The sequence below is a fragment of the Neoroseomonas eburnea genome (assembly GCF_018129005.1).
GTDB lineage: Bacteria > Pseudomonadota > Alphaproteobacteria > Acetobacterales > Acetobacteraceae > Neoroseomonas > Neoroseomonas eburnea.
The window spans coordinates 165,319-186,463 of the sequence record NZ_JAAEDL010000004.1 but is presented as its reverse complement, the minus strand read 5'-3'; the positions used below and the strand labels follow the sequence as shown (position 1 = coordinate 186,463).

The window sequence follows — 21,145 nt, the reverse complement described above, 5'->3', positions numbered from 1 at the left end:
GCGGCGAAGATTACCTTTCCGTCACGCAAACGGAAGATGGCGCGCGCGCGAGCCATGAAGGATTTCGCCAGCGGGCGCGCCGGAGCGCCCGCTGGCCGGAGTCATTCGGCCGCCACGGCCTCGGTCTCGGCCATCGGGACCGGCAGGTACTTCGCGTATTCCTTCGGCACGACGTGCCAGAAGCGGCCGCGCTCGGTCGCCCATTCGTTCAGCAGGCGGGCGGCGAAGCGGCTGCCGGTTTCCGCCACATGCCGGGCGATCAGATCACACAGCACGCCTTCCCAATGCGGGTGGGCGATGCGGCTCCACAGCAGCGTCTCGGGGTTGATGCGCAGTTCGAAGGTGTCGTCGGCGTCGTAGATGAAGGCCTGGCCGCCGGTGAAGCCGGCGCCGAAATTGTCGCCGACCGCCCCGAGGATCACGACCGTGCCGCCGGTCATGTATTCGCATCCATTGGCGCCGCAGCCCTCGACCACCGCGGTGGCGCCGGAATTGCGCACCGCGAAGCGCTCGCCGGCCTGGCCGGCCGCGAAGAGCTCACCCGCCGTCGCGCCATAGAGCACCGTGTTGCCGATGATGGTGTTGTCGTTCCACACCAGCGGCGAGGAAGGCGCCGGGCGCACCACGATGGTCGCGCCCGAAAGCCCCTTGCCGACATAGTCGTTGGCGTCGCCGAACACTTCGAGCTTCAGCCCGCGCACGCCGAAGGCGCCGAGCGACTGCCCGGCCGAGCCGCGCAGGCGGACGTTCAGATGGCCCGGTTGCAGCCCGCTCATCCCGAACTGGCGCGTGATGCGCGAAGACACCTTGGTACCGATCGCGCGATGCGTGTTCCGGATGTTGTACTGGAGCTGCATCTTCTCGCCGTGCCGGAACAGCGCGTCGGCATCGCGGATCATCTCCGCGTCCAGCGTCTCGGGCACCTCGTTGCGGCCTTCGAGGGTGCAGTAGGGCGCATGAGGGCCGGCATCGGCCTGCACCAGCAACGGGTTGAGGTCGAGGTCGTCGAGATCCTCCGACCCGCGGCTGACCTGCTGGAGCAGGTCGGTGCGGCCGATGACGTCGGTCAGCCTGCGGAAGCCGAGGGAGGCGAGGATCTCGCGCACCTCCTCCGCCACGAAGGAGAAGAGGTTGATCACCTTCTCCGGCGTGCCGGTGAACTTCTGGCGCAGCGCCTCGTCCTGCACGCAGACGCCGACCGGGCAGGTGTTGGAATGGCACTGGCGGACCATGATGCAGCCCATGGCCACGAGGCTCGCCGTGCCGATGCCGAATTCCTCGGCGCCGAGCATGGCCGCGATCACCACGTCGCGCCCGGTCTTGATGCCGCCGTCGGTGCGCAGCCGCACGCGGTGGCGCAGGCGGTTCAGCAGCAGCACCTGGTGGGTTTCGGACAGGCCGAGTTCCCAGGGCAGGCCGGCATACTTGATGCTGGATTGCGGGGACGCGCCGGTGCCGCCGGAATGGCCGGAGACCAGGATCGCATCCGCCTTCGCCTTGGCCACGCCCGCGGCGATGGTGCCGATCCCGGACCGCGAGACCAGCTTCACGCAGACCGAGGCATCCGGGTTGATCTGCTTGAGGTCGTAGATGAGCTGCGCCAGATCCTCGATCGAGTAGATGTCGTGGTGCGGCGGCGGGGAGATCAGCATCACCCCCGGCGTCGAATGCCGCAGCTTGGCGATCAGCCCGGTCACCTTGAAGCCGGGAAGCTGGCCGCCCTCGCCGGGCTTCGCCCCTTGCGCGACCTTGATCTCGATCTCGCGGCAGTTGTTGAGGTATTCCGCCGTCACGCCGAAGCGGCCCGAGGCGATCTGCTTGATCGCCGAGTTCGCGTTGTCGCCGTTCGGGCGCGGGCGGGCGCGGACGGGATCCTCGCCGCCCTCGCCGCTGTCGGAGCGCGCACCGATCCGGTTCATGGCGATGGACAGCGTCTCATGCGCCTCGGGGCTCAGCGCGCCGAGCGAGATGCCGGGAGCGACCAGCCGCTTGCGGATCTCGGTGATGCTCTCGACCTCCTCGAGCGTCACCGGGGTGCGGCCCTCGGTGCGGAAGTCGAGCAGGTCGCGAAGTGCCACCGGCGGCAGCTTGCGCACCGCATCGGAGTAACGCTTGAAGGTCTGGTAGCTGTCCGTCTCCACCGCCTTCTGCAGCGTGTGGATGAGCGAGCCGTCGAAGGCATGCACCTCGCCCCGGCGGCGCAGCTTGTAGAGGCCGCCGACCGGCAGCGCGACCGCGCCTTCCTGCCAGGCCTTGTCATGCAGCGCGAGGATGCGCCGCGCGATGCCGGAAAGCCCGATGCCGGAGATGCGCGACGGCGTGCCGGGGAAGAATTCCGCCACCAGCGCGCGGGACAGGCCGATCGCCTCGAAGTTCATGCCGCCGCGATAGGAGGACAGCACGCCGATGCCCATCTTGGACATGACCTTCAGCAGGCCCTTGTCCACCGCCTTCTTGTAGCGCGCGACCGCATCGCGCAGCGAGATCTGGCCGAACAGGCCGCGGCGGTGCCGGTCGGCGATGCTCTCCTGCGCGAGATAGGCGTTCACCGTGGTCGCGCCCGCGCCGATCAGCACGGCGACGTAATGCACGTCCATGCACTCCGCCGCGCGCACGTTCAGCGATGTGAAGGTGCGCAGCCCGTGCCTGACGAGATGCGTCTGCACCGCGCCGACGGCGAGGATCATCGGGATCGCCGCGCGTTCGCGGCACTGCGCCTCGTCGGTCAGGATGACGTGGGCGCAGCCGGAGCGCACGCCTTCTTCCGCCTCGCGGCGGATGCGCTCGATGGCGCGGCGCAGGCCGCCCTCACCGTCCTCGACCGGCCATGTGCAGTCCACCGTGCAGACGGTGCTGCCCATATAGGCCCGCATGGCGTCGAACTGCGCGTTGGACAGCACCGGGCTGTCCAGCATCAGCATGTCGCACTGCGTCGGGTCCTCGTCGAGGATGTTGCCGAGGTTCCCGAGCCGGGTCTTCAGCGTCATCACCCGCGTCTCGCGCAGCGAGTCGATGGGCGGGTTCGTCACCTGGCTGAAGGTCTGGCGGAAATAGTGGTGCAGGCCGCGATACTGGGAGGACAGCACCGCGATGGGCGTGTCGTCGCCCATCGAGCCGACCGCCTCGTTGGCGTCCTCGACCATCGGGTGGAGGATGCCTTCCAGCTCCTCCAGCGTGTAGCCCATGGCGAGCTGGCGGCGGCGCAGCTCCTCGCCGGCGAAGTTGGCGTGCTCGTCGCCCTCGGCCTTGACGATCTCGTCGATGCGCGTGGTGCGCGCGGTCCACTGGCCGAAGGGCTTGCGGGCGGCGAGCGCGTCCTTCAGCGCGCCGTCCTCGTAGAAGCGCGCTTCCTCGAGGTCGACGCCGATGCACTGGCCCGGGCCGACGCGGCCCTTGCGGACGATGCGGTCCTCCGGCAGCTTCACCATGCCGGTTTCGGAGCCGACGATCAGCAGCCCGCCATCGGTGACGGTGTAGCGCATCGGGCGCAGGCCGTTGCGGTCGAGCCCGGCGATCACCCAGCGGCCGTCGGTCGCGGCGATCGCCGCCGGGCCGTCCCAGGGTTCCATCACCGCGTTGCAGTACATGAACAGCTCGCGGTGGTTCTCCGGCATGGTCGCGTTGTTGCCGACGCTTTCCGGGATCAGCATGGCCTTGGCCATGGGCGCGTCGCGCCCGCCGCGCACCAGCAGCTCGAAGACGTTGTCGAGCGTCGCGGTGTCGGACCCGCCGGCCTGCACGACCGGCTTCAGGTCCTCCATGAAGGGATCGAGCAGCGGATGGGCGAGCCGCGTCTCGTGGCTCTTCATCCAGTTGATGTTGCCGTGGACGGTGTTGATCTCGCCGTTGTGGGCGAGCATGCGGAAGGGCTGCGCCAGCCGCCAGGTGGGGAAGGTGTTGGTGCTGTAGCGCTGGTGGTAGATGGCGAAGCGCGACACGAAGCGGGCGTCGAGCAGGTCCGGGTAGAAGACCGTCAGGCTCTCCGCCAGGAACATGCCCTTGTAGATGATCGAGCGCGTGGAGAGGGAGCAGAGATAGAGCTCAGGGATCTGCGCGGCGATCGCCTGCTTCTCGATGCGCCGGCGGATCACGTACATGTCGCGCTCGGCGATCGCGACCTCACGCTGCTCCGGGTCGAAGATCAGGATCTGTTCGATCTCGGGGCGCGTCGCATTCGCCTTCTCCCCGATGCAGGCGACGTCGATCGGCACCTGGCGCCAGCCGTAGATGGAGTAGCCGGCGTTGAGGATCTCGGTCTCGATGATCTGGCGGCAGCGTTCCTGCGCGCCGAGGTCGGTCTTCGGCAGGAAGACCATGCCCACGGCGATGCGGCCCGGGCGCAGCCGGTCGCCGCCGCGCTCGACCACCTCGGCGAAGAAGTCCTGCGGGATCTCGACATGGATGCCGGCGCCGTCGCCGGTCTTGCCGTCGGCATCGACGGCGCCGCGGTGCCACACCGCCTTGAGCGCGTCGATGCCGGCCTGCACCACCTCCCGCCGCGGCTTGCCGTCCAGCGCGGCGACCAGGCCGACGCCGCAGGCATCGTGCTCGGTCAGGTCGATATGCGCGGCGGAGGCGAGCAGGTCGCGGCCGGCGACGTAGGATTGCGCGAAGGCGGAACCGTTCTCGTGCTGCGTCATGGTGTTCACTCCGCCGCCATGGCCGAGGCCTCGCCCCGCGCCGAGATGAATGCATGGATCTGCTCGGCCACGTCGCGGCCGTCGCGGATGCCCCAGACCACCAGGGAAGCGCCGCGCACGATGTCGCCCGCGGCGAAGACGCCGGGCAGGGTCGTCATCATCGTGCGGTAGTCGACCTTCAGCGTGCCCCAGCGCGTGACCGGCAGTTCCGGCTCGTTGAACAGCGCGGGCAGGTCCTCGGGGTCGAAGCCGAGCGCCTTGATGACCAGGTCGGCGCGCAGGTTGAAATGGGCGCCGGGGATGGGTTCCACCTGCTGGCGGCCGGTGGCGTCGGGCAGGCCGAGATGCATGCGCTGGGCGCGCACGCCCTCGACCGCGCCCTCGCCGAAGAAGGCCTCCGGCGCGGCGAGCCATTCGAAGCGCACACCTTCTTCCTCGGCGTTCTTCACCTCGCGCATGGAGCCCGGCATGTTCGCCTTGTCGCGGCGATAGAGGCAGGTGACGGAGGCCGCGCCCTGGCGCACCGCGGTGCGCACGCAATCCATCGCGGTGTCGCCGCCGCCGACGACGACCACGTGCTTGCCCTCGGCGTTCAGCGCGCCGCTGTCGTAGTCCGGCACATCGTCGCCAAGCCCCTTGCGGTTCGACGCGATCAGGTAGTCGAGCGCGGCGACCACGCCGGTCAGCCCGGCGCCCGGGCAGGTGATGTCGCGCGCCTTGTAGACGCCGGTCGCGACCAGCACCGCATCATGCTTCTGGCGCAGCTCGCCGAGGGTGATGTCGCGGCCGACGGCGATGTTCATCTGGAACTGGATGCCGCCCATCACGTACTGCTTCCAGCGGCGGACCACGACCTCCTTCTCCAGCTTGAAGTTGGGGATGCCGTAGATCATCAGGCCGCCGGCGCGGTCGTGGCGGTCATAGACGGTCACCTGGTAGCCCATGGTGCGCAGGCGCTCGGCCGCGGCCATGCCGGCGGGGCCGGCGCCGATGATGCCGACGCTCTCGCGCCGCTCGCGCACCGCCTTGGGCGGCTTCACCCAGCCGCGCTCCCAGGCGGTGTCGGTGATGTACTTCTCGACGGCGCCGATGGTGACGGACTCGAAGCCCTTCTCGATGACGCAATTGCCTTCGCAGAGGCGGTCCTGCGGGCAGACGCGGCCGCAGATCTCGGGGAAGGTGTTGGTCGCGGCGGCGACCTCGTAGGCTTCCTCGAGCCGGCCCTCGGCGGTCAGCTTCAGCCAGTCGGGGATGTTGTTGTTCAGCGGGCAGTGCACCTGGCAGAAGGGCACGCCGCATTGCGAACAGCGGGAGGCCTGCTGGGAGGCCGCCGCGGCCGCGAAGGGGCGATACACCTCGTCCCAGTCCGCGCGGCGCTCGCCGGCGTCACGCTTTTCCGGCTGTCGCTGCTGCAGGCGGACGAACTGGAGCATCTTCTCGGCCATGCGGACCCCCGTTGGGCGGCGTCGTCATGCCGGGGACAGGCGGGCGGCGCAGGGCCGCACGTGATCCGTCGCCGGACCCCTGGCGGCGGGTCACATACGGCATGCGAAAGGGCCGCGCGAGTCCTTTCTGCGCCGTTAGGTCAGTTTTTTTGTCCTATATCTGCGACACTCTCGCAGCCGACCAACTCCACGCAACAATTCTTCCCTCAAATATGTCCGATACGGACTTATCATCCGGCGACCCTCGCGGCCCGCGAGCCGCCGGCGCGATAACGCGCCAGATAGGCCGGCGCGATCGCCTCCGCCGCCTTGGGCTCGATGCCGAGAGCCGCGAAGCCCGCCGCGCCCTCCTGCACCACATTGTCCTTGCCGAGCAGGATCACCTGGTCGCGCGTCAGCGGCGGTGTCGGCAGCAGCTCTCCGAGCCGCGCCTGGAGCCGCACCAGGCCCATCGGCATCGGCACCAGCGGGCGCCGGCGACGGGTGTGCTCGAGCACGAACTCCAGCACCTCCCGCATGCTCATCACCCGCGGGCCGCCGAGTTCGTAGGTGCGGCCCCGCGCGTCGTCGCGCGCGATCGCCGCCATCACCGCATCCGCCACGTCACCGACATAGACGGGCTGGAACCTGGTCGCGCCGCTGACCACCGGCATCACCGGCAGCAGCGCCGCCATCGCCGCGAAGCGGTTGAAGAACTGATCCTCCGGGCCGAAGACGACAGAGGGGCGCAGGATGGTCGCCGCCGCGAAGGCCCCCCGGACCGCCGCCTCCCCTTCCGCCTTGGTGCGGGCGTAGAGGCTTTCGCTCGCGGCATCGGCGCCGAGCGCGGAGATGTGCACCAGCCGCTCGACCCCGGCAGCGGCGGCGAGCCGCGCGACGCGCCCGGCGCCCTCGGCATGGATGCGCTGGAAATCGCCGGGCTTCCGCTCGAACAGGATGCCGACCAGGTTCACCACCACTGTCGCGCCGGCCACGGCGCGCGCCACCGAGGCCTCGTCGGTGATGGAGGCCGCCACCGGCACCACCTGCGCGACGTCGCCGAGGGGGCGTAGCCTGCCCGCCTTTTCCACGTCCCGCCCAGCGACGCGGACGATGAAGCCGAGCTTCGCGAGTCGCTGGACGACATGGCGGCCGATGAAGCCCGCGCCCCCGAACACGGTGGCCACCCGACGACCGTTCATGCCTCGCCCTCCATCCGTGAAGCCCAGGCGACGATATGGGTCGCCCCCCGCCGCCTCAAGCATGCGCAGCCCCGCTTGACGACCCGCACGCCGGCGCGTAAACGCCCGGCCTCGCCGCAAGGCGCCGGCCCCCTGCCCAGGTGGCGGAATTGGTAGACGCGCAGGTTTCAGGTACCTGTGGCCGCAAGGCTGTGAAGGTTCGAGTCCTTTCCTGGGCACCACTTTACTGACGAGGCACGGCGCATCCCGTGGGTACCACCCTTTTCACTCCCGCCGGCGTGACCATCCGGCTGCATCGCAACGACCTGCCGGACGGGCTCGACCTCGGCCGCATGGTCGCCATCGACACCGAGACGATGGGGCTGAACCCGCATCGCGACCGGCTGTGCCTGGTGCAGCTCTCTTCCGGCGACGGCTCGGCGCATCTCGTGCAGCTCATTCCCGCATCGCTCGGCGGGCTCGGCTATGCGGCGCCGAACCTCAGGAAGCTGCTGGCCGACCCGGCGGTGACCAAGCTGTTCCACTTCGCGCGGTTCGACGTGGCGGTGCTGTGGCATGCGCTCGGCGTCACCACCGCGCCGGTGGTCTGCACCAAGGTCGCCGCCAAGCTGGTGCGCACCTTCACCGACCGGCACGGGCTCAAGGACCTGTGCAAGGAACTGCTCGGCGTCGACCTGTCGAAGCAGCAGCAGACCTCGGACTGGGGTGCGCCGGAGCTGTCGCCGGACCAGCTCGCCTACGCGGCGTCGGACGTGCTGCATCTGCACGCGCTGTGGGCGAAGCTCGAGGGGCTGCTGCGGCGCGAAGGGCGGCTCGACCTTGCCGAGGCCTGCTTCCGCTTCCTGCCGGCGCGCGGGAAGCTCGATCTGCTCGGCTACGAGGACCCGGACATCCTCGCGCACTGAGGGCGCGGAACCGGAGGGAGCGGCGTCCTGGTCAATGCCGGGATGGGCAAAGGAATTGGAGGGGCACCGCCCCTCCAAACCACCCCGCCAAAGGCCGAAAGGCCTTTGGAAACCGAGACTTGGCCCCATGCATCGAGGTTGGGAACGGCGCTGAAGGCCGCGCTTGTGCGCAGCCGTCGCCGTGTCGATCCGGAATGGCCGCGGCGCCCGGCGCCAGGTGATGGTTTCCAAAGGCCCTTCGGCCTTTGGTGGGGTGGCCCGGAGGGGCGAAGCCCCTTCGGCCTTGGCGGGCACCCGCTCCGACCCCGATCGCCCCCCTGCCGCTGCGGCCTCGCCCGCCGCGCCGGTTGGCACGCTTCTTGGAAGACCACCCGCCGCCTTTATTGACCCCCCGGCCGCGCCGCACCATACAGGACGGCGTGAACGCCCCTTCCTCCCATCCCGACCTCGATGCCGCCCGGCATGTGCTCGCCCTCGAATCCGAGGCGCTGACCGCGCTCGCCGCCAGCCTGGACGACCGGTTCGCCAAGGCCGTCACCATGCTCGCCGGCACCACCGGCCGCGTCGTGGTCAGCGGCATGGGCAAGTCCGGCCACGTCGCGCGCAAGATCGCGGCGACCCTGGCCTCGACCGGCACGCCCGCGCTCTTCGTCCATCCGGCCGAAGCCTCCCACGGCGACCTCGGCATGATCGTCGCCGGCGATGCGGTGCTGGCCCTGTCCAATTCCGGGGAGACGCCGGAGCTCGCCGACCTGGTCGGCCACGCCAAGCGCTTCGGCCTGCCGCTGGTCGGCATCACCGGCCGCGCCGGCAGCACGCTGGCCCGCGCCGCGGACGTCCCCCTGGTGCTGCCCGACGCGCCGGAGGCCTGCCCGATGGGCTTGGCACCGACCACATCGACCACCATGCAGCTTGCCCTCGGCGATGCCATCGCGGTGGCGCTGCTGACGCGGCGGGGCTTCACCGCGGCGGATTTCCGCGTCTTCCACCCGGGCGGCAAGCTCGGCGCGCGGCTGTCCCGCGTGAAGGACCTGATGCACGGGCCGGAGGAACTCCCCCTCACCCCGCCCGAGACGCGCATGGACGCCGCCATCGTCGCCATGACGGCGCGGCGCTTCGGCTGCCTCGGCGTGCAGGGGGCGGACGGGAAGCTGCTCGGCATCATCACCGACGGCGACCTCCGGCGTGCGCTCGAGGCCGGCGGCGGTGCCGCGCTGATGGCGCGTGGCGCGGCCGAGATCATGACCCGCGCCCCCCGAACCGTGACGCCCGAGACCCTGGCAGCCGAGGCGCTGCACGAGATGAACGCGCGTGCCATCACCGCCCTTTTCGTGGTGGACGGAGAAGGCCGCCCGGTCGGCATCCTGCACATCCACGACCTGTTGCGAGCCGGTGTCGCATGAGCGTCCGCGAGGACCCCCGCCCGACCCAGCCCGTGCCGCTGCGCACGACCGGCGGGCCGGCGGCGCCGCGGCGCATGCTGCCGCCGTCGCGCGGGCGCTGGGCGCCCTCCGCCGGGCAGATCGCGCGCCGGCGCTTCCTCGTGCGGCTGGCCAAGTGGGTCTTCCCGATCGCCGGGGTCGGGCTGCTGATCGGCATCGCCGTCTGGCCGGAGCTCGACCGGATGGAGGACCGCGCCCGCGTCTCCTTCCGCCGCGTCATCCAGACCGCGCCGGATGCGGTGCGGGTGGTGCAGCCGCGCTACCAGGGCCTCGACGAGCAGAACCGCCCCTTCACCGTGACCGCCACCATCGCCTCCCAGACCGACGCGCCGGACGTGGTGGAGCTGGACCAGCCGCGCGCCGACATCCTGCTCACCGACGGGTCCTGGGTGCTGCTGGAAAGCCAGGCCGGGCGCTACGACAAGGGGCGCAACCGGCTCGATCTGACGGGCGATGTCACGCTCTGGCAGGATGGCGGCAACATGCTGGTGACCGAGGCGGCCGAGGTCCTGCTCGGCGACGGCTCCGCATCGGGCGACCGGCCGGTCGCCGCGCAGGGCCCCTTCGGCACGCTGGTCAGCGAGGGCTTCCGCCTGACCGAGCGCGGCCAGGTCGTGGTGTTCACCGGCCGCGCCCGCGCGGTGCTGGAGGGCGGTCAGTGAAAGCATGCTTCGTCGCCGCCGCCGTACTGCTGCTTGGCGGCACGGCATTCGCACAGGGCATCGACCTGAGCCAGGGCGGCCCGGTCGAGGTCACCGCCACCGACGGCATCGAGTGGCGCCAGCAGGAACAGGTGGTGGTCGCCCGTGGCCAGGCGCGCGCGACGCGCGGCGGCGTGACGGTCGAGGCCGACCGGCTGATGGCGCGCTACCGACCGCGCGGCGGCGCCGGCGCCACCCAGGCCCGCGCCCCCGCCGAGGGTCCGGCCGGTGGCGGCGAGATCTGGCGGCTGGAGGCCGAGGGCAATGTCGTCGTCACCTCGGCGACCGACCGCGCCGAGGGCGACCGCGCCGTCTACGACATGGACCAGGCGGTGATGGTGATGACCGGCGGCGCGCTGCGGCTCACGACGCCGGACAACACGCTGACCGCGCGCGACAGCGTCGAATACTGGTCCGCCCGCCGCATGGCGGTGGCGCGCGGCAACGCCGTGGTGGTGACGAATGACGGGCGCCGCGTGCGCGCCGACACCCTCGTGGCGCATTTCGCCGAGACGCCGCCCCCCGGCGCCCAACGGCCGCAGCCCGCGGCGACGCCGCCCGGCACCCCGGCACCCTCCTCCATCGACCGCGTCGAGGCCTTCGGCAATGTGGAGATCCGCACGGCCGAGGAGGTCGTGCGCGGCGACCGCGGCGTCTACAGCCCGAATTCGGGCATGGCGCGGCTGCTCGGCCAGGTGCGCATCACCCGCGGCGAGAACACTCTGACCGGCCAGGAAGCGATCGTGAACATGCAGACCGGCGTCGCCCGGCTCGTCTCCGCGCCGGGCGCGCGCGTGCAAGGGCTGGTGGTGCCGCAGGGCGGCCAGGACCTGCCCGGGCCCGGCGGCACGCGGCAGCAGGAGGCGCCACGATGAGCGAGGCGCTGCGCGTGCTGGACGGTGCGGCCTCGGCCGGGCTTGTCGCGAAGGGGCTCGGCAAGCGGTACAAGAAGCGGCCGGTGGTGCGGAACGTCTCGATCTCGGTGAAGCGGGGCGAGGCGGTCGGGCTGCTCGGGCCGAACGGCGCCGGAAAGACCACGACCTTCTACATGATCACCGGCCTCGTCCAGCCGGACGAGGGCCAGGTCTTCCTCGACGGCCACGACGTCACGACGCTGCCGATGTACCGGCGCGCGCGGCTCGGCCTCGGCTACCTGCCGCAGGAGGCCTCGATCTTCCGCGGCCTGAACGTCGAGGACAACATCCGCGCCGCGCTCGAGGTGGTCGAGCCGGTGCGCGACCGGCGCGAGCAGATGCTCGATGCGTTGCTCGCCGAATTCGGCATCTCCCACCTGCGCCGCGCGCCGGCGCTGGCGCTGTCGGGCGGCGAGCGGCGGCGCTGCGAGATCGCCCGCGCGCTGGCGACCCACCCGGCCTACATCCTGCTCGACGAGCCGCTCGCCGGCATCGACCCGATCGCGGTCGGCGAGATCCGCGACCTGGTGAAGCACCTGAAGGACCGCGGCATCGGCGTGCTGATCACCGACCACAATGTGCGCGAGACGCTGGAGATCATCGACCGCGCCTACATCCTGCACGACGGCCAGGTGCTGATGGAGGGCTCACCCCGCGACATCGTCGCGCATGAGGGGGTGCGCCGCGTCTACCTCGGCGAAAGGTTCAGTCTCTAGCTTGCCCGCCATGACTGTCCCCGCCGCCATGCACGCAGGGTTGGGATGGCGGCAGCGCACATGGCGGCGTCGCGCGGCGACGCGGCGCGGAAGCCGATAATGTCGCTCGCGCCGCGGCTCGACCTGCGCCATTCGCAGCAGCTGGTGATGACGCCGCAGCTGCGGCAGGCCATCAAGCTGCTGCAATCCTCCAACCTCGAGGTGACCGCCTTCGTCGAGGAGGAACTGGAACGCAACCCGCTGCTCGAACGCGACGAGCGCGAGCCGCCCGGCCCCGATGCCGGGCGCGGCACGGACCCCCTGCCCGCCGCGGCGGAGGCGCCCGACGCCGCCGAGGCCGCGCGTTCCGACGCGTTGCCATCCGAGAACGCGGCGCCGCTCGATACCGAGTGGGACAATGTCTACGACAGCGGCGCCCTGCCCGTCGGCCGCGGCGGCCGCGCCGATTTCGAGGACGACCTCTCCGGCATCGAGGCCATGGCCGCCCCGGCGCCCAACCTGCGCGAGCATATCGGCGAGCAGGTGCGCCTGACCTTCGCCACGCCCCAGGAACGCATGATCGCCGCCAACCTGCTCGCGCTGGTCGATCCGGCGGGGCGGCTCGCGGTGGGCGATGCCGTCATCGCCGCCGCCCTCGGCTGCGAGGAGGCGGCGGTCACCGCCGTCCGCAGGCGCATGCAGCGCTTCGACCCGGTCGGCATGTTCTGCGCCGACCTGCGCGAATGCCTGATGGTCCAGTTGCAGGACCGCAACCGCTTCGACCCGGCGATGGCCGCGCTGCTCGACAACCTGGAGATGCTGGCGCGGCGCGACCTGCGCGGGCTTCAGCAGGTCTGCGGCGTGGATGCCGAGGACATGGCGGAGATGGTGGCCGAGTTGCGCCGCCTCGACCCCAAGCCCGGCGCCTCCTTCGACGCGCCGCCGGCGCCGACGCTGGTGCCCGACGTGCTGATGCGCCGCGGACCCGGCGATCACTGGATCGTCGAGCTGAACCCCGACACCCTGCCGCGCGTGCTGGTCAACCGCGGCTTCCATGCGCGCGCCGTGGTGGGGGCGAAGTCCCGCGACGAGAAGGCCTGGGTCGCCGAACGCTACCAGACCGCCTCCTGGCTGGTGAAGTCGCTCGAGCAGCGGGCGAACACCATCCTCAAGGTCGCCTCCGAGATCGTGCGCCGGCAGGATGGCTTCTTCCGCCACGGCATCGCCCATCTGCGCCCGCTGATCCTGCGCGACGTGGCCGAGGAGGTGGGGATGCACGAGAGCACCGTGTCCCGCGTCACCTCCAACAAGGCGATCGCGACACCGAGAGGCACATTCGAGCTGAAATACTTCTTCACCACGGCGATCGCCGGCACCGCGGGCGGCGAATCCGTCAGCGCGGAATCGGTCCGCTACCGCATCAAGGCCATGGTGGAAGCCGAGGATGCCGAGGACGTGCTCTCGGATGATGCGATCGTGGCCCGGTTGCGTGCGGAAGGCGTGGACATCGCCCGCCGGACCGTGGCCAAATACCGCGATGCGCTGCACATTCCATCATCGGTGCAGCGCAAACGGGAGAAGGCCGTCCCGGCCTGATCCGACCTGCCTGTTCGGCCCGCAACGGAGGCTCGGGCCGGTGCCCGGTCGCCACCACGGGGCGGCCCCTCCCCTTTCACTCGGGAAGGAGGGCAAAGCCCCATGCATGTCACGGTCGCAGGCAAGCAGGTCGAAACCGGCGAGGCGCTGAAAGTCCACGTCCGCGACGGCCTCGATGCCATCACGCGCAAATACTTCGACCACGCGCTGGAAGCGAACGTCACCTTCCACCGCAGCCGCGCGCATTTCGCCTGCGACATCAACCTTAAGGCCGGCCGTGGGCTCACCATGCGGGCCGAGGGAGAGGGCGCCGACGCCCATCGGGCCTTCGACGAAGCCGCCGAGCACCTCGCCAAGCGCCTGCGGCGCTATCGCCGCCGCGTGAACGAACATGCCCGCTCCTTCGCCCCCGGACGCGAGCCGCCGGCGGAAACCCCGCCCGCAGGGCTCGAACGCGTGCTGCGCCCGGCCGGCGAGGAGGAAGAGGAACTGCCGGTGCCCAATGGCGCCGATCACGGCGCCATCATCGCCGAACACCCCGCCGAGATCGCCATGCTGACGGTGGGCGAGGCTGTCATGCGCATGGATCTTGCGCATGTGCCGGCGCTGATGTTCCGCAACAAGGCGACGCGCGCGCTGAACGTGGTCTACCGGCGCGGCGACGGGAATGTCGGCTGGATCGATCCGGGCGACGTCGGCGGGATCGCATAGGAGGCCGGCGCCGCCACTATCCCCCCGGCTGCAGGGGACGGTGTCCCCTGCTTGGGGGTGCTCGAGGGGGCGACGCCCCCTCGACTACGTGCCCGCGCGGCCCGCCAGGAAACGGTCCAGTGCCGCGGCTGCCGGCTTGGCCGGAACCCGCCAGTCGCCGAAGGTCTGGTTGAACGGCGCGAGCCAGATGCCGTGGCGATGGCCGCACACGCGCGAGAGCGTCGCGAAGCAGGCGCGCAGGTCGAGATGGCCGAGGGTGGCCGGCAGGAGTTCGAACACCTGCCGCCCCGGGTCGCAGAACAGCAGGTGCGCGAAGCCGGCACCGTGCGGCCCGGCGATGACCTGCGCCCCGCGCAGCAGGCCGATCTGGCGCAGCAGCGGCTGGCCGCCGAAGGTGGTGCAGACGAAGCCGCGTTCGGCGAAGACCGCCTCGATCTCCTCCTCATTCAGCATCCGGCGGATGCCGCTGTCGCGCCGGGAGATATAGAGGCGTTCCGCCGCCGGCACCGCCTCCCGCCGCGCCGCCTCGGCGAAGCGGCCGAGCAGGGTCGCATGCGCCCCGCGCGGCGCCAGGTGCCGCAGCCCGCGGTCGCCGAGGTGCAGGCGCCGCACCAGGACCGCCGCCCCGGCCTCGGCCGTCGGCACCGGCGCGCCGGCGGCGATGTCCAGCGATTCGCGGACATAGGCCGGCGCGTCCTCCCGCAGCAGCACCGGCATGCCCTCGGGTCCGGGGTCGAGGCGCCAGGCCAGGCTCGTCAGGGTGTCGATCACCCAGTGGTAGAAGTTCCCGTGCGGCTCGACCCCCAGGGCGGCCTCGGGCAGGTCGGGGGCGGCCGCCATGGCGGCGAGCGAGGCTTCGGCGATCGGCCGGCCCAGCGATCGGTGGAGCCGGCCGTCCCGGCCCCACACCTGGCCGCGGGCGTTCACGTAAACGTCGCGCAGCAAGACAACCGAGGGCGCGACGCTGCCGGCAAGCTGCACATGGGGGGCGGAGAGCGTGGCCCGGAACTCCTCCACGACATGGGGCGACAGGCGCGGGGCGGCGCCCACCCAATGCCGGCCGGGCGGGCCCGGCTTCGACGCCGGGCGCGCGAATGCGTGCGGCGATGGCTCCGGGGGCGGGCGGTCATGCGCGTCGTCCGCGCCGCCCATCAGCCGGCGCTGCAGGGCCCCGGCCAGCGCCTGCCAGGGCCAGGACAGAGTGGCGTCGCGCTGGGCCCGGGCGAGGATCGGCGCCGCGCGCGCCTGCGCCTCGCGGTCGCCTGCGATGGCCGGATCGGCGAGCAGCACCGCGATGGATTCAAGGCCATGGCCGGTGGCGGCCAGGCGTTCCGCGACGACGAAGCGCGTCGCCCGCGGCAGTTCGGCCCCGATCGCCAGGGAGGTCGCCTCCGCCAGCGCCTCGCGGGAGCCGAGGGAAAGGGCGGCGTTGGTCGCCGCCTGGGCGAGGCGAGGGATTTCAGGCAAGGGCGACAGGCGCGCTGCCGTGCGGGTGACGCGCTGCCAGTCCTCCGCCCTCGCCGCCGCCTGGACCCGCCCAGCCATGCGGCGCCGCGCGGCAGGTTGCCAGCGGATCACCGGCATGCGGTCGCGGTCCTGCTCGGCGCGTTCCCTTTGGCGGTCGATCACGGCGGGCGAGGCGCCGAGCTCGGCGGCGCGCGCCCAAAGCGCCTGGGCCTGCGCGATGCGGCCACGCTGCATCGCGGCGGTCGCCACGGCTTCGTACCACTCCCGCGACCCACGCCGCCGGGCCCGGATCAAAGCCCGGATGCCGGCGACGTCCCCTGCCCGCAGCAGATCCAGGACCCTGCCGACAACCCGGCTGCCCAGCAACGGCTGGATGGCGCCGTGACGCCGATAGGGCAGCCAGACATGCCGCACCGCCGCCCCCAGGCCGGGCGCGTCGGCATGCATCCGGTCGAGCCGGAAATACGGATCGGCCAGGATCACGGCGAGATCGCAGAGATCGCCGCCGTCCACGCGCATGCCCGCATGCAGGCCGGGGTCGAAGAAGCGGTGGTAGCGCAGGTCCCGCGGCATGTCGGCGGGATCGATCGAGATCTGCGGCGCCGCCGCGAGCACGGCCCTCAGCCCCAGGAGCCTGCCGTATTTCAGCGCGGCATAGCCGCCCATGCTGTAGCCGTAGCCGATGGCGCCGTCCCGCAGCACCTCACGCACCGCGACCGCCGCGCGATGCACCGAGGCGGCCGGATACCAGTTCGACCTCTTGCCCAGGAAGCCGACCGCATCGAGGCCCAGCGCATCGACCGGCCGTTGCGCCCAGATCGACATGCCGGCCGGGCGCTGGCCGACGCCGCCGAAGGTGACCAGCGAGAAGGCCGAGACACCGGGACGGTGCACCACGACGACATGCTCATCCTCGTAGAGGATCCTTGCCGGCGGCAAGGCGGCCGCGCTCACGGCGCCGCCGCGGCCTTGCGGCGGCGCGCTTCCTCCCGCAGGCGTCGGCGCAGGTGCCAGGCCAGCGCGGCGACGGGGCGCGGCAGGCCCTGGATCTGCACCACGTGATCGAGGACCACCGCCGCGACGGGGCTGCCGAAGGTCGCCGGATCGGCGAGCAGCACCGCGAGCGCCTCCTCGCCCCGCCCCGCCCGGGCGAAGACGCGGGCACTGGCGATGCGCGCCCCGGGGGCGATCTCCATGCGGATCAGACGCGTTGCGGTCTCGCGCACGGTCTCGGCGGTGCCGTCGGCGACGGCGCGCTCGGCCATCGCTGCCGGGCTGCGCGCGGGGGCAGCGGCAGGCGCGCGGGAAGCGGCCGGCGCCGGGGCGCCGCGCTCCGGCGCCGGCCCCGCATGCGGCACGAGATCCAGGATATCGCCGACCTCCGACGCCACGGCCGTCCGGTCACCCATCGTTCGTCATCTCCCGCATTCTTGCACCGATTGGTGAAACCGCCGGAAACGCCATCGCGCGGCAGGGTGTCATGACGCCAGGAACTCGCCGATGGCGGCGCGCAGGGCGGCGATCGCCGGACCGCCGGCCGCGTCGGGGCCTGCGAGCCAGAGATGGTGCTCATGACCACGGATGCGGGAGAGGTGGGCGGGGCCGAGACGCCCGATGACGCCGCCCGATGGCTCGATCATCTCGAACACGCGCCGCCCCGACGCGGCCAGCGCGAGCAGCCCGAGCGGAGCGCCGGGTTCGGCGAGAATCGCTTCGGCGGAATTCACCTCGGCCAACAGTGTCGCCAGGGGCAGGTCCTCGGGCAGCAGCAGGCGGAAGCCGAACTCGGCCAGGAGCCCGCGCCAGGGCGGCTCCCGCCCGCCGTCCGGCGCGCGGGACGCGAGGCAGACCGCGCCGCCGGCACCGCCCCCGCCGGTACGCGCGGTGAGCCGCGCGATCAGGCCCCGGAACGCCGCATGATGCCCGAGTTGCCGCAGGGCGACCTCGCCGAAATGCAGCCGCCGCACGCGCAGCGCGTCGCCCGCGGACAGGAGTCCGGGCGGCGCGCCCGCCGCCGCGAGCGCCATGATGCCGGCGACATCGGCCGCGGGCTCCTCCCGCAGCACCAGGGGCAGATCCGCGCCCTCGCCGTCGAGCCGCCAGGCCAAGGCGGGCAGAGCTTCGGCCAGCCAGCCTCGCGCCTTGCCCTCGGCATCCGGCGCGAGCACCGCATCCTCGACCATCGGCGCGCGGGTCATGGCGGCGAAGGACGCCTTCGGCAGGGGAAGGCGCTGCGGACGCAGCAGGCCGCCTTCGGCGTTCCAGACCTGGCCGAGGCGGTTCACGAAGACGTCCTCGAGCATCCAGACCCGGGGCGGCGGCGCCAGCTCGAGCTCGGAAGGCAGGGCGGAAAGGGCGCGGCGCACCCCGGCGATCCGCGCGGCAGGTACACCGGGCGCGACGTGGAGCACCACCTCGGGCCCGAGCGGCACGGCGAGGCCCGCCACCGATCCGCCGGCGAAGGCGAAGGGGGAGGGCAGGCGCTCCTCCGGCACGGCATTGAGGAGGCGGCGCAGAAGGTGCTGCGCCGTCGCCCGCGCCGCCGCGTCGCCGGCCGCCGGGCTCGCGATCACCCGCAGGGCGAAGAGCACGGCGGGCTGGCCGGCATCCTCCTCCAGCACCTTGGGGTCGGCGAGCAGGGACTGGATCGCCAGCCCGCCATGCCCCGCCCGCGCAAGGCGCAGGGCACAGGCGGCGCGCATGCCCTTCGGCATGTCGGCGCCGATGGCAAGCCGCGCAGCGGCGCCGATCGCCTCGTCCGCGCCCAGTGCCAGCGCCGCCTCCAGCGCGGCCAGGACGGCATGCGGCTCGGCCGCCTCCGGGCTCAGTTCGCGCGCGGCGTCGATCGCGGCATCGTGCTCGCCCTTCCGGGCGGCGGCGAGGATCCGGGCATTGAGAGGTGACGGCCTGCGCGCGGCGCGTTCCGGCGCGGCGGCGGGCGGCTCGGAGGCGGCGCCCGCCTGCAGCAGGGCGGCGCGATCCTGCCGGATCACGGCCGCCGACATGCCGAGCGCCCTGGCCCGCTCCCAGAGCTTGTCAGCGCGTTCCCAGCGGCCGCGCCGGGCATTGGCGCGGGCGAGATGGTGGAACCAGTGGCCCGATTGCCGACGCTGGGCACGGAGGAAGGCGTGCACCGCCTCCATGTCGCCCTGCACGACCAGGTCGATGAAGCTGCCCAGCGTGGCCGTGCCGGCCAGCATGCCGAGCGTCGCGTGATTGAGATGGGGGTAGCGGAACCGTGCGAGGCCGGGGATGCCGGCGACCAGGTCCGCCTGCATGCGGTCGCCGTCGAAGGCCGGATCGTAGACCATGAGCGCCCATGGCGGCAGGTCCTCGGCAACCACCCGCATGCCCGCGTGCTTCGCGCTGTCGAAGGCGCTGTGAAAGCGCGTGTCCTGCGGGACATCGGCGGGGTCGATCGAGATCTGCGGCGAGAGCGACACCACATGGCTCAGCCCGACGCGACGCCCGTGCTTGAGCACGCCGTAGCCGCCCATGCTGTAGCCGTAGCCGACCGAAACCGGGCGCAGGACGCGGCGCACCGCCGGCGCCGCGCGCTCGACGGACTCCATCGGGTACCAGTTGCCGCGCTTGCAGACGAAGCCCACCGCCTCGAGGTCGAGCTTCTCGACCGGCCCCTCCGCCCACATGTGCCGGGCGCGTGCCCAGACTCCCAGGCCGGGGAAGGTCGCCAGCGTGAAGTGCGACGATCCCCGGCGATGCACGACGCGCAGATGGTCGTCATCGTAGAGTACGGTGTAGTCCATGCCCCTCACGGATTCCGGAGGGGCAGACTGTGCAACGGCGGCGGCGGCCGCTCAATGCACCAGCGCCGCACCCATGCCGTGCTGCAGGATCGCCGCGGTGGCCAGCGCCAGGGTCGGCGCGGCGCCGATCGGCGTGCCGTCGGCGGCATGGATCGCCACCGCCGGCTGGCCGTTCACCACCACGGGGCGGACATAGGCGATGCTCGCCGCGCCGTAGCGCGCCCAGGCGAGAGGGGAGAGGGACCGCAGCGCCTCCGGCGGCAGCACATCCGCGTCGCGCTCGGCCTCGTCCCGGTCGATGTCGTTGTCGGTCATGGCGTGGTCTCCTTCCGACACGTCCCGAAGGCCCGTGCGGATATTCCGGCCCGAATGGGCCCGGTTTCGATGAAAGGGTTCAGCTCCTGTCGGTGCGGGCGTCGACGATCGCGGTCGTGGCGCCGTTGCCCCTGGCGCCGATGCGGATCGTCTTGACCCGGCTTTCCGGCTGCGGGCGCTTCAGCTCGATGTGCAGCAGGCCGTTGTCGAGCCAGGCACCCTCCACCTCCATCCCCTCGGCCATCACGAAGGCGCGCTGGAACTGGCGCGCGGCGATGCCGCGATGGAGGAAGACGCGCCCTTCCGCATCGTCCTTCTGCCGGCCGCGGATGACGAGCTGGTTGTCCTCCTGCGTGATCTGCAGGTCGTCCATCGCGAAGCCCGCGACGGCGAGGGTGATGCGCAGGCGGCTCTCGCCGATCTGCTCGATGTTGTAGGGGGGGTAGCCCTCGGCGTTCTTGCCGACCCGGTCGAGCATCTGCTCGAGGTGGTCGAAGCCGAGGAACAGGGGCGAGCCGAACAGCGACTGGCGGGACACGGCAGAAGGCCTCCTCATTCGAGAGCGAAGCGGTCGGCGGGACCCGAAGCACCCCGCCGCTCAGTGATTTTGGCGGGCGGAGAGGCGGTTGCAAGGGGGGGCCGCGAGGGCTACATGCCCGCACCTCCCGCCATGACAGACACACCGAACCTGCCGATCCTGCTCGTTCCCGACCCGCGGCTGCGCGCCAAGGCGAAGCCGGTGGCGGAGGCGGACGCCGACAGGGTCCGCGCCCTTGCGCCGCGCATGCTGGCCGCGATGTACGCCGCGCCGGGCATCGGCCTTGCCGCCCCCCAGGTGGGGGAACTGCTGCGCCTTGTCGTCATCGACCTCCAGAAGGACGAGCAGCAGGACCCGATCGTGCTGGTGAACCCGGAGATCGTGGCCGCGAGCAAGGAACTGGCGACGCGGGAGGAGGGCTGCCTGTCCCTGCCCGGCCAGTATGCCGAGGTGACGCGGCCGGCGGTGGTGAAGGTGCGCTACCGCGACCTGACGGGCGCGCGGCACGAGATCGAGGGCGAAGGGCTGATGGCCGCCTGCCTGCAGCACGAGATCGACCACCTCGATGGCGTGCTGTTCGTGGACTACCTGAGCGCGTTGAAGCGGAACATGCTGCTGCGGAAGCTCGCGAAGGAGCTGAAGGCGAAGCAGCGGGACTGACGGAAATCCGGCGCCCCCGTGCCGCGGCGCTGCTGTCGCGGAGGGCTCCGCCCTCCCCGCACCCCGGCCTGCCTCGGGGAGGGCTCCGCCCTCCCCGCACCCCTCCGGCCAAAGGCCTCAAGGCCCTTGGAGACCGTCCTTTTCGGGAGCAACCGAGCCGATGTGGCG

16 protein-coding genes and 1 tRNA gene are annotated in these 21,145 nt (G+C 71.8%); 9 read left to right on the top strand and 8 right to left on the bottom strand.

Annotation, left to right across the window (positions count from 1 at the left end; translation table 11 throughout):
* Positions 1-101: 101 nt before the first annotated feature.
* From gltB to GXW74_RS06090, 3 genes are all read right to left on the bottom strand, one after another.
* On the bottom strand, positions 102-4,640 hold the full coding sequence (gene gltB, locus GXW74_RS06100) for a glutamate synthase large subunit (RefSeq protein WP_211845572.1): 4,539 nt from the start codon (positions 4,638-4,640) through the stop codon (positions 102-104).
* Positions 4,641-4,645: 5 nt separating this feature from the next.
* Entirely contained in the window at positions 4,646-6,085 is a 1,440-nt protein-coding gene (locus GXW74_RS06095; RefSeq protein ID WP_211845571.1) for an NAD(P)-dependent oxidoreductase, read from the bottom strand.
* A 230-nt stretch (positions 6,086-6,315) separates the two neighbouring features.
* A complete protein-coding gene (locus GXW74_RS06090) occupies positions 6,316-7,266 on the bottom strand; it encodes a complex I NDUFA9 subunit family protein (protein ID WP_211845570.1) in 951 nt (316 codons plus the stop codon).
* A gap of 134 nt (positions 7,267-7,400) precedes the next feature.
* Here GXW74_RS06090 and GXW74_RS06085 point away from each other — a divergent pair.
* The 8 genes from GXW74_RS06085 (at position 7,401) to hpf (ending at position 14,230) form a co-directional block, all read left to right on the top strand.
* Positions 7,401-7,487: transfer RNA gene (locus GXW74_RS06085), tRNA-Leu, on the top strand.
* A 27-nt stretch (positions 7,488-7,514) separates the two neighbouring features.
* The gene (locus tag GXW74_RS06080) at positions 7,515-8,171 is read left to right on the top strand and encodes a ribonuclease D (RefSeq protein ID WP_338148155.1); all 657 of its coding nucleotides are present in this window, start codon (positions 7,515-7,517) and stop codon (positions 8,169-8,171) included.
* 419 nt (positions 8,172-8,590) lie between these two features.
* On the top strand, positions 8,591-9,574 hold the full coding sequence (locus GXW74_RS06075; RefSeq protein ID WP_211845569.1) for a KpsF/GutQ family sugar-phosphate isomerase: 984 nt from the start codon (positions 8,591-8,593) through the stop codon (positions 9,572-9,574).
* Positions 9,571-10,275 carry an LPS export ABC transporter periplasmic protein LptC gene (gene lptC / locus GXW74_RS06070; RefSeq protein ID WP_246522944.1) on the top strand — a complete coding sequence of 235 codons (705 nt, stop codon included), beginning with the start codon at positions 9,571-9,573 and terminating at the stop codon, positions 10,273-10,275. Before GXW74_RS06075 ends, lptC begins: the two co-directional genes overlap by 4 nt.
* Positions 10,272-11,189 (top strand): LptA/OstA family protein, encoded by a 918-nt coding sequence (locus GXW74_RS06065; RefSeq protein WP_211845568.1) that lies wholly within the window; start codon positions 10,272-10,274, stop codon positions 11,187-11,189. The genes lptC and GXW74_RS06065 overlap by 4 nt, the downstream gene beginning before the upstream one ends.
* Positions 11,186-11,944 (top strand): LPS export ABC transporter ATP-binding protein, encoded by a 759-nt coding sequence (lptB, locus tag GXW74_RS06060; RefSeq protein ID WP_211845567.1) that lies wholly within the window; start codon positions 11,186-11,188, stop codon positions 11,942-11,944. Before GXW74_RS06065 ends, lptB begins: the two co-directional genes overlap by 4 nt.
* Before the next feature lie 99 nt (positions 11,945-12,043).
* Positions 12,044-13,519, top strand: a complete 1,476-nt coding sequence (gene rpoN / locus GXW74_RS06055; RefSeq protein ID WP_211845566.1) for an RNA polymerase factor sigma-54 — start codon at positions 12,044-12,046, stop codon at positions 13,517-13,519.
* Between the two features lie 102 nt (positions 13,520-13,621).
* Positions 13,622-14,230: a ribosome hibernation-promoting factor, HPF/YfiA family gene (gene hpf / locus GXW74_RS06050; RefSeq protein ID WP_211845565.1), complete on the top strand. Its 609-nt coding sequence runs from the start codon at positions 13,622-13,624 to the stop codon at positions 14,228-14,230.
* Positions 14,231-14,314: 84 nt separating this feature from the next.
* Here the strand turns inward: hpf and GXW74_RS28590 are convergent, their stop codons facing one another.
* From GXW74_RS28590 to GXW74_RS06025, 5 genes are all read right to left on the bottom strand, one after another.
* A complete protein-coding gene (locus GXW74_RS28590) occupies positions 14,315-16,651 on the bottom strand; it encodes a glycosyltransferase family 61 protein (protein WP_211845564.1) in 2,337 nt (778 codons plus the stop codon).
* Positions 16,648-17,106 carry a hypothetical protein gene (locus GXW74_RS06040; protein WP_211845563.1) on the bottom strand — a complete coding sequence of 153 codons (459 nt, stop codon included), beginning with the start codon at positions 17,104-17,106 and terminating at the stop codon, positions 16,648-16,650. Before GXW74_RS06040 ends, GXW74_RS28590 begins: the two co-directional genes overlap by 4 nt.
* A 69-nt stretch (positions 17,107-17,175) precedes the next feature.
* The gene (locus GXW74_RS06035; RefSeq protein ID WP_211845562.1) at positions 17,176-19,464 is read right to left on the bottom strand and encodes a hypothetical protein; all 2,289 of its coding nucleotides are present in this window, start codon (positions 19,462-19,464) and stop codon (positions 17,176-17,178) included.
* Positions 19,465-19,515: 51 nt separating this feature from the next.
* Positions 19,516-19,779, bottom strand: a complete 264-nt coding sequence (locus GXW74_RS06030) for a DUF1150 domain-containing protein (RefSeq protein ID WP_246522943.1) — start codon at positions 19,777-19,779, stop codon at positions 19,516-19,518.
* Between the two features lie 79 nt (positions 19,780-19,858).
* The gene (locus tag GXW74_RS06025; RefSeq protein WP_338148154.1) at positions 19,859-20,317 is read right to left on the bottom strand and encodes an Hsp20 family protein; all 459 of its coding nucleotides are present in this window, start codon (positions 20,315-20,317) and stop codon (positions 19,859-19,861) included.
* 132 nt (positions 20,318-20,449) lie between these two features.
* Between GXW74_RS06025 and def the strand changes: the two genes are divergently transcribed.
* Positions 20,450-20,977 (top strand): peptide deformylase, encoded by a 528-nt coding sequence (def, locus tag GXW74_RS06020; RefSeq protein WP_246522942.1) that lies wholly within the window; start codon positions 20,450-20,452, stop codon positions 20,975-20,977.
* Positions 20,978-21,145 lie beyond the last annotated feature (168 nt).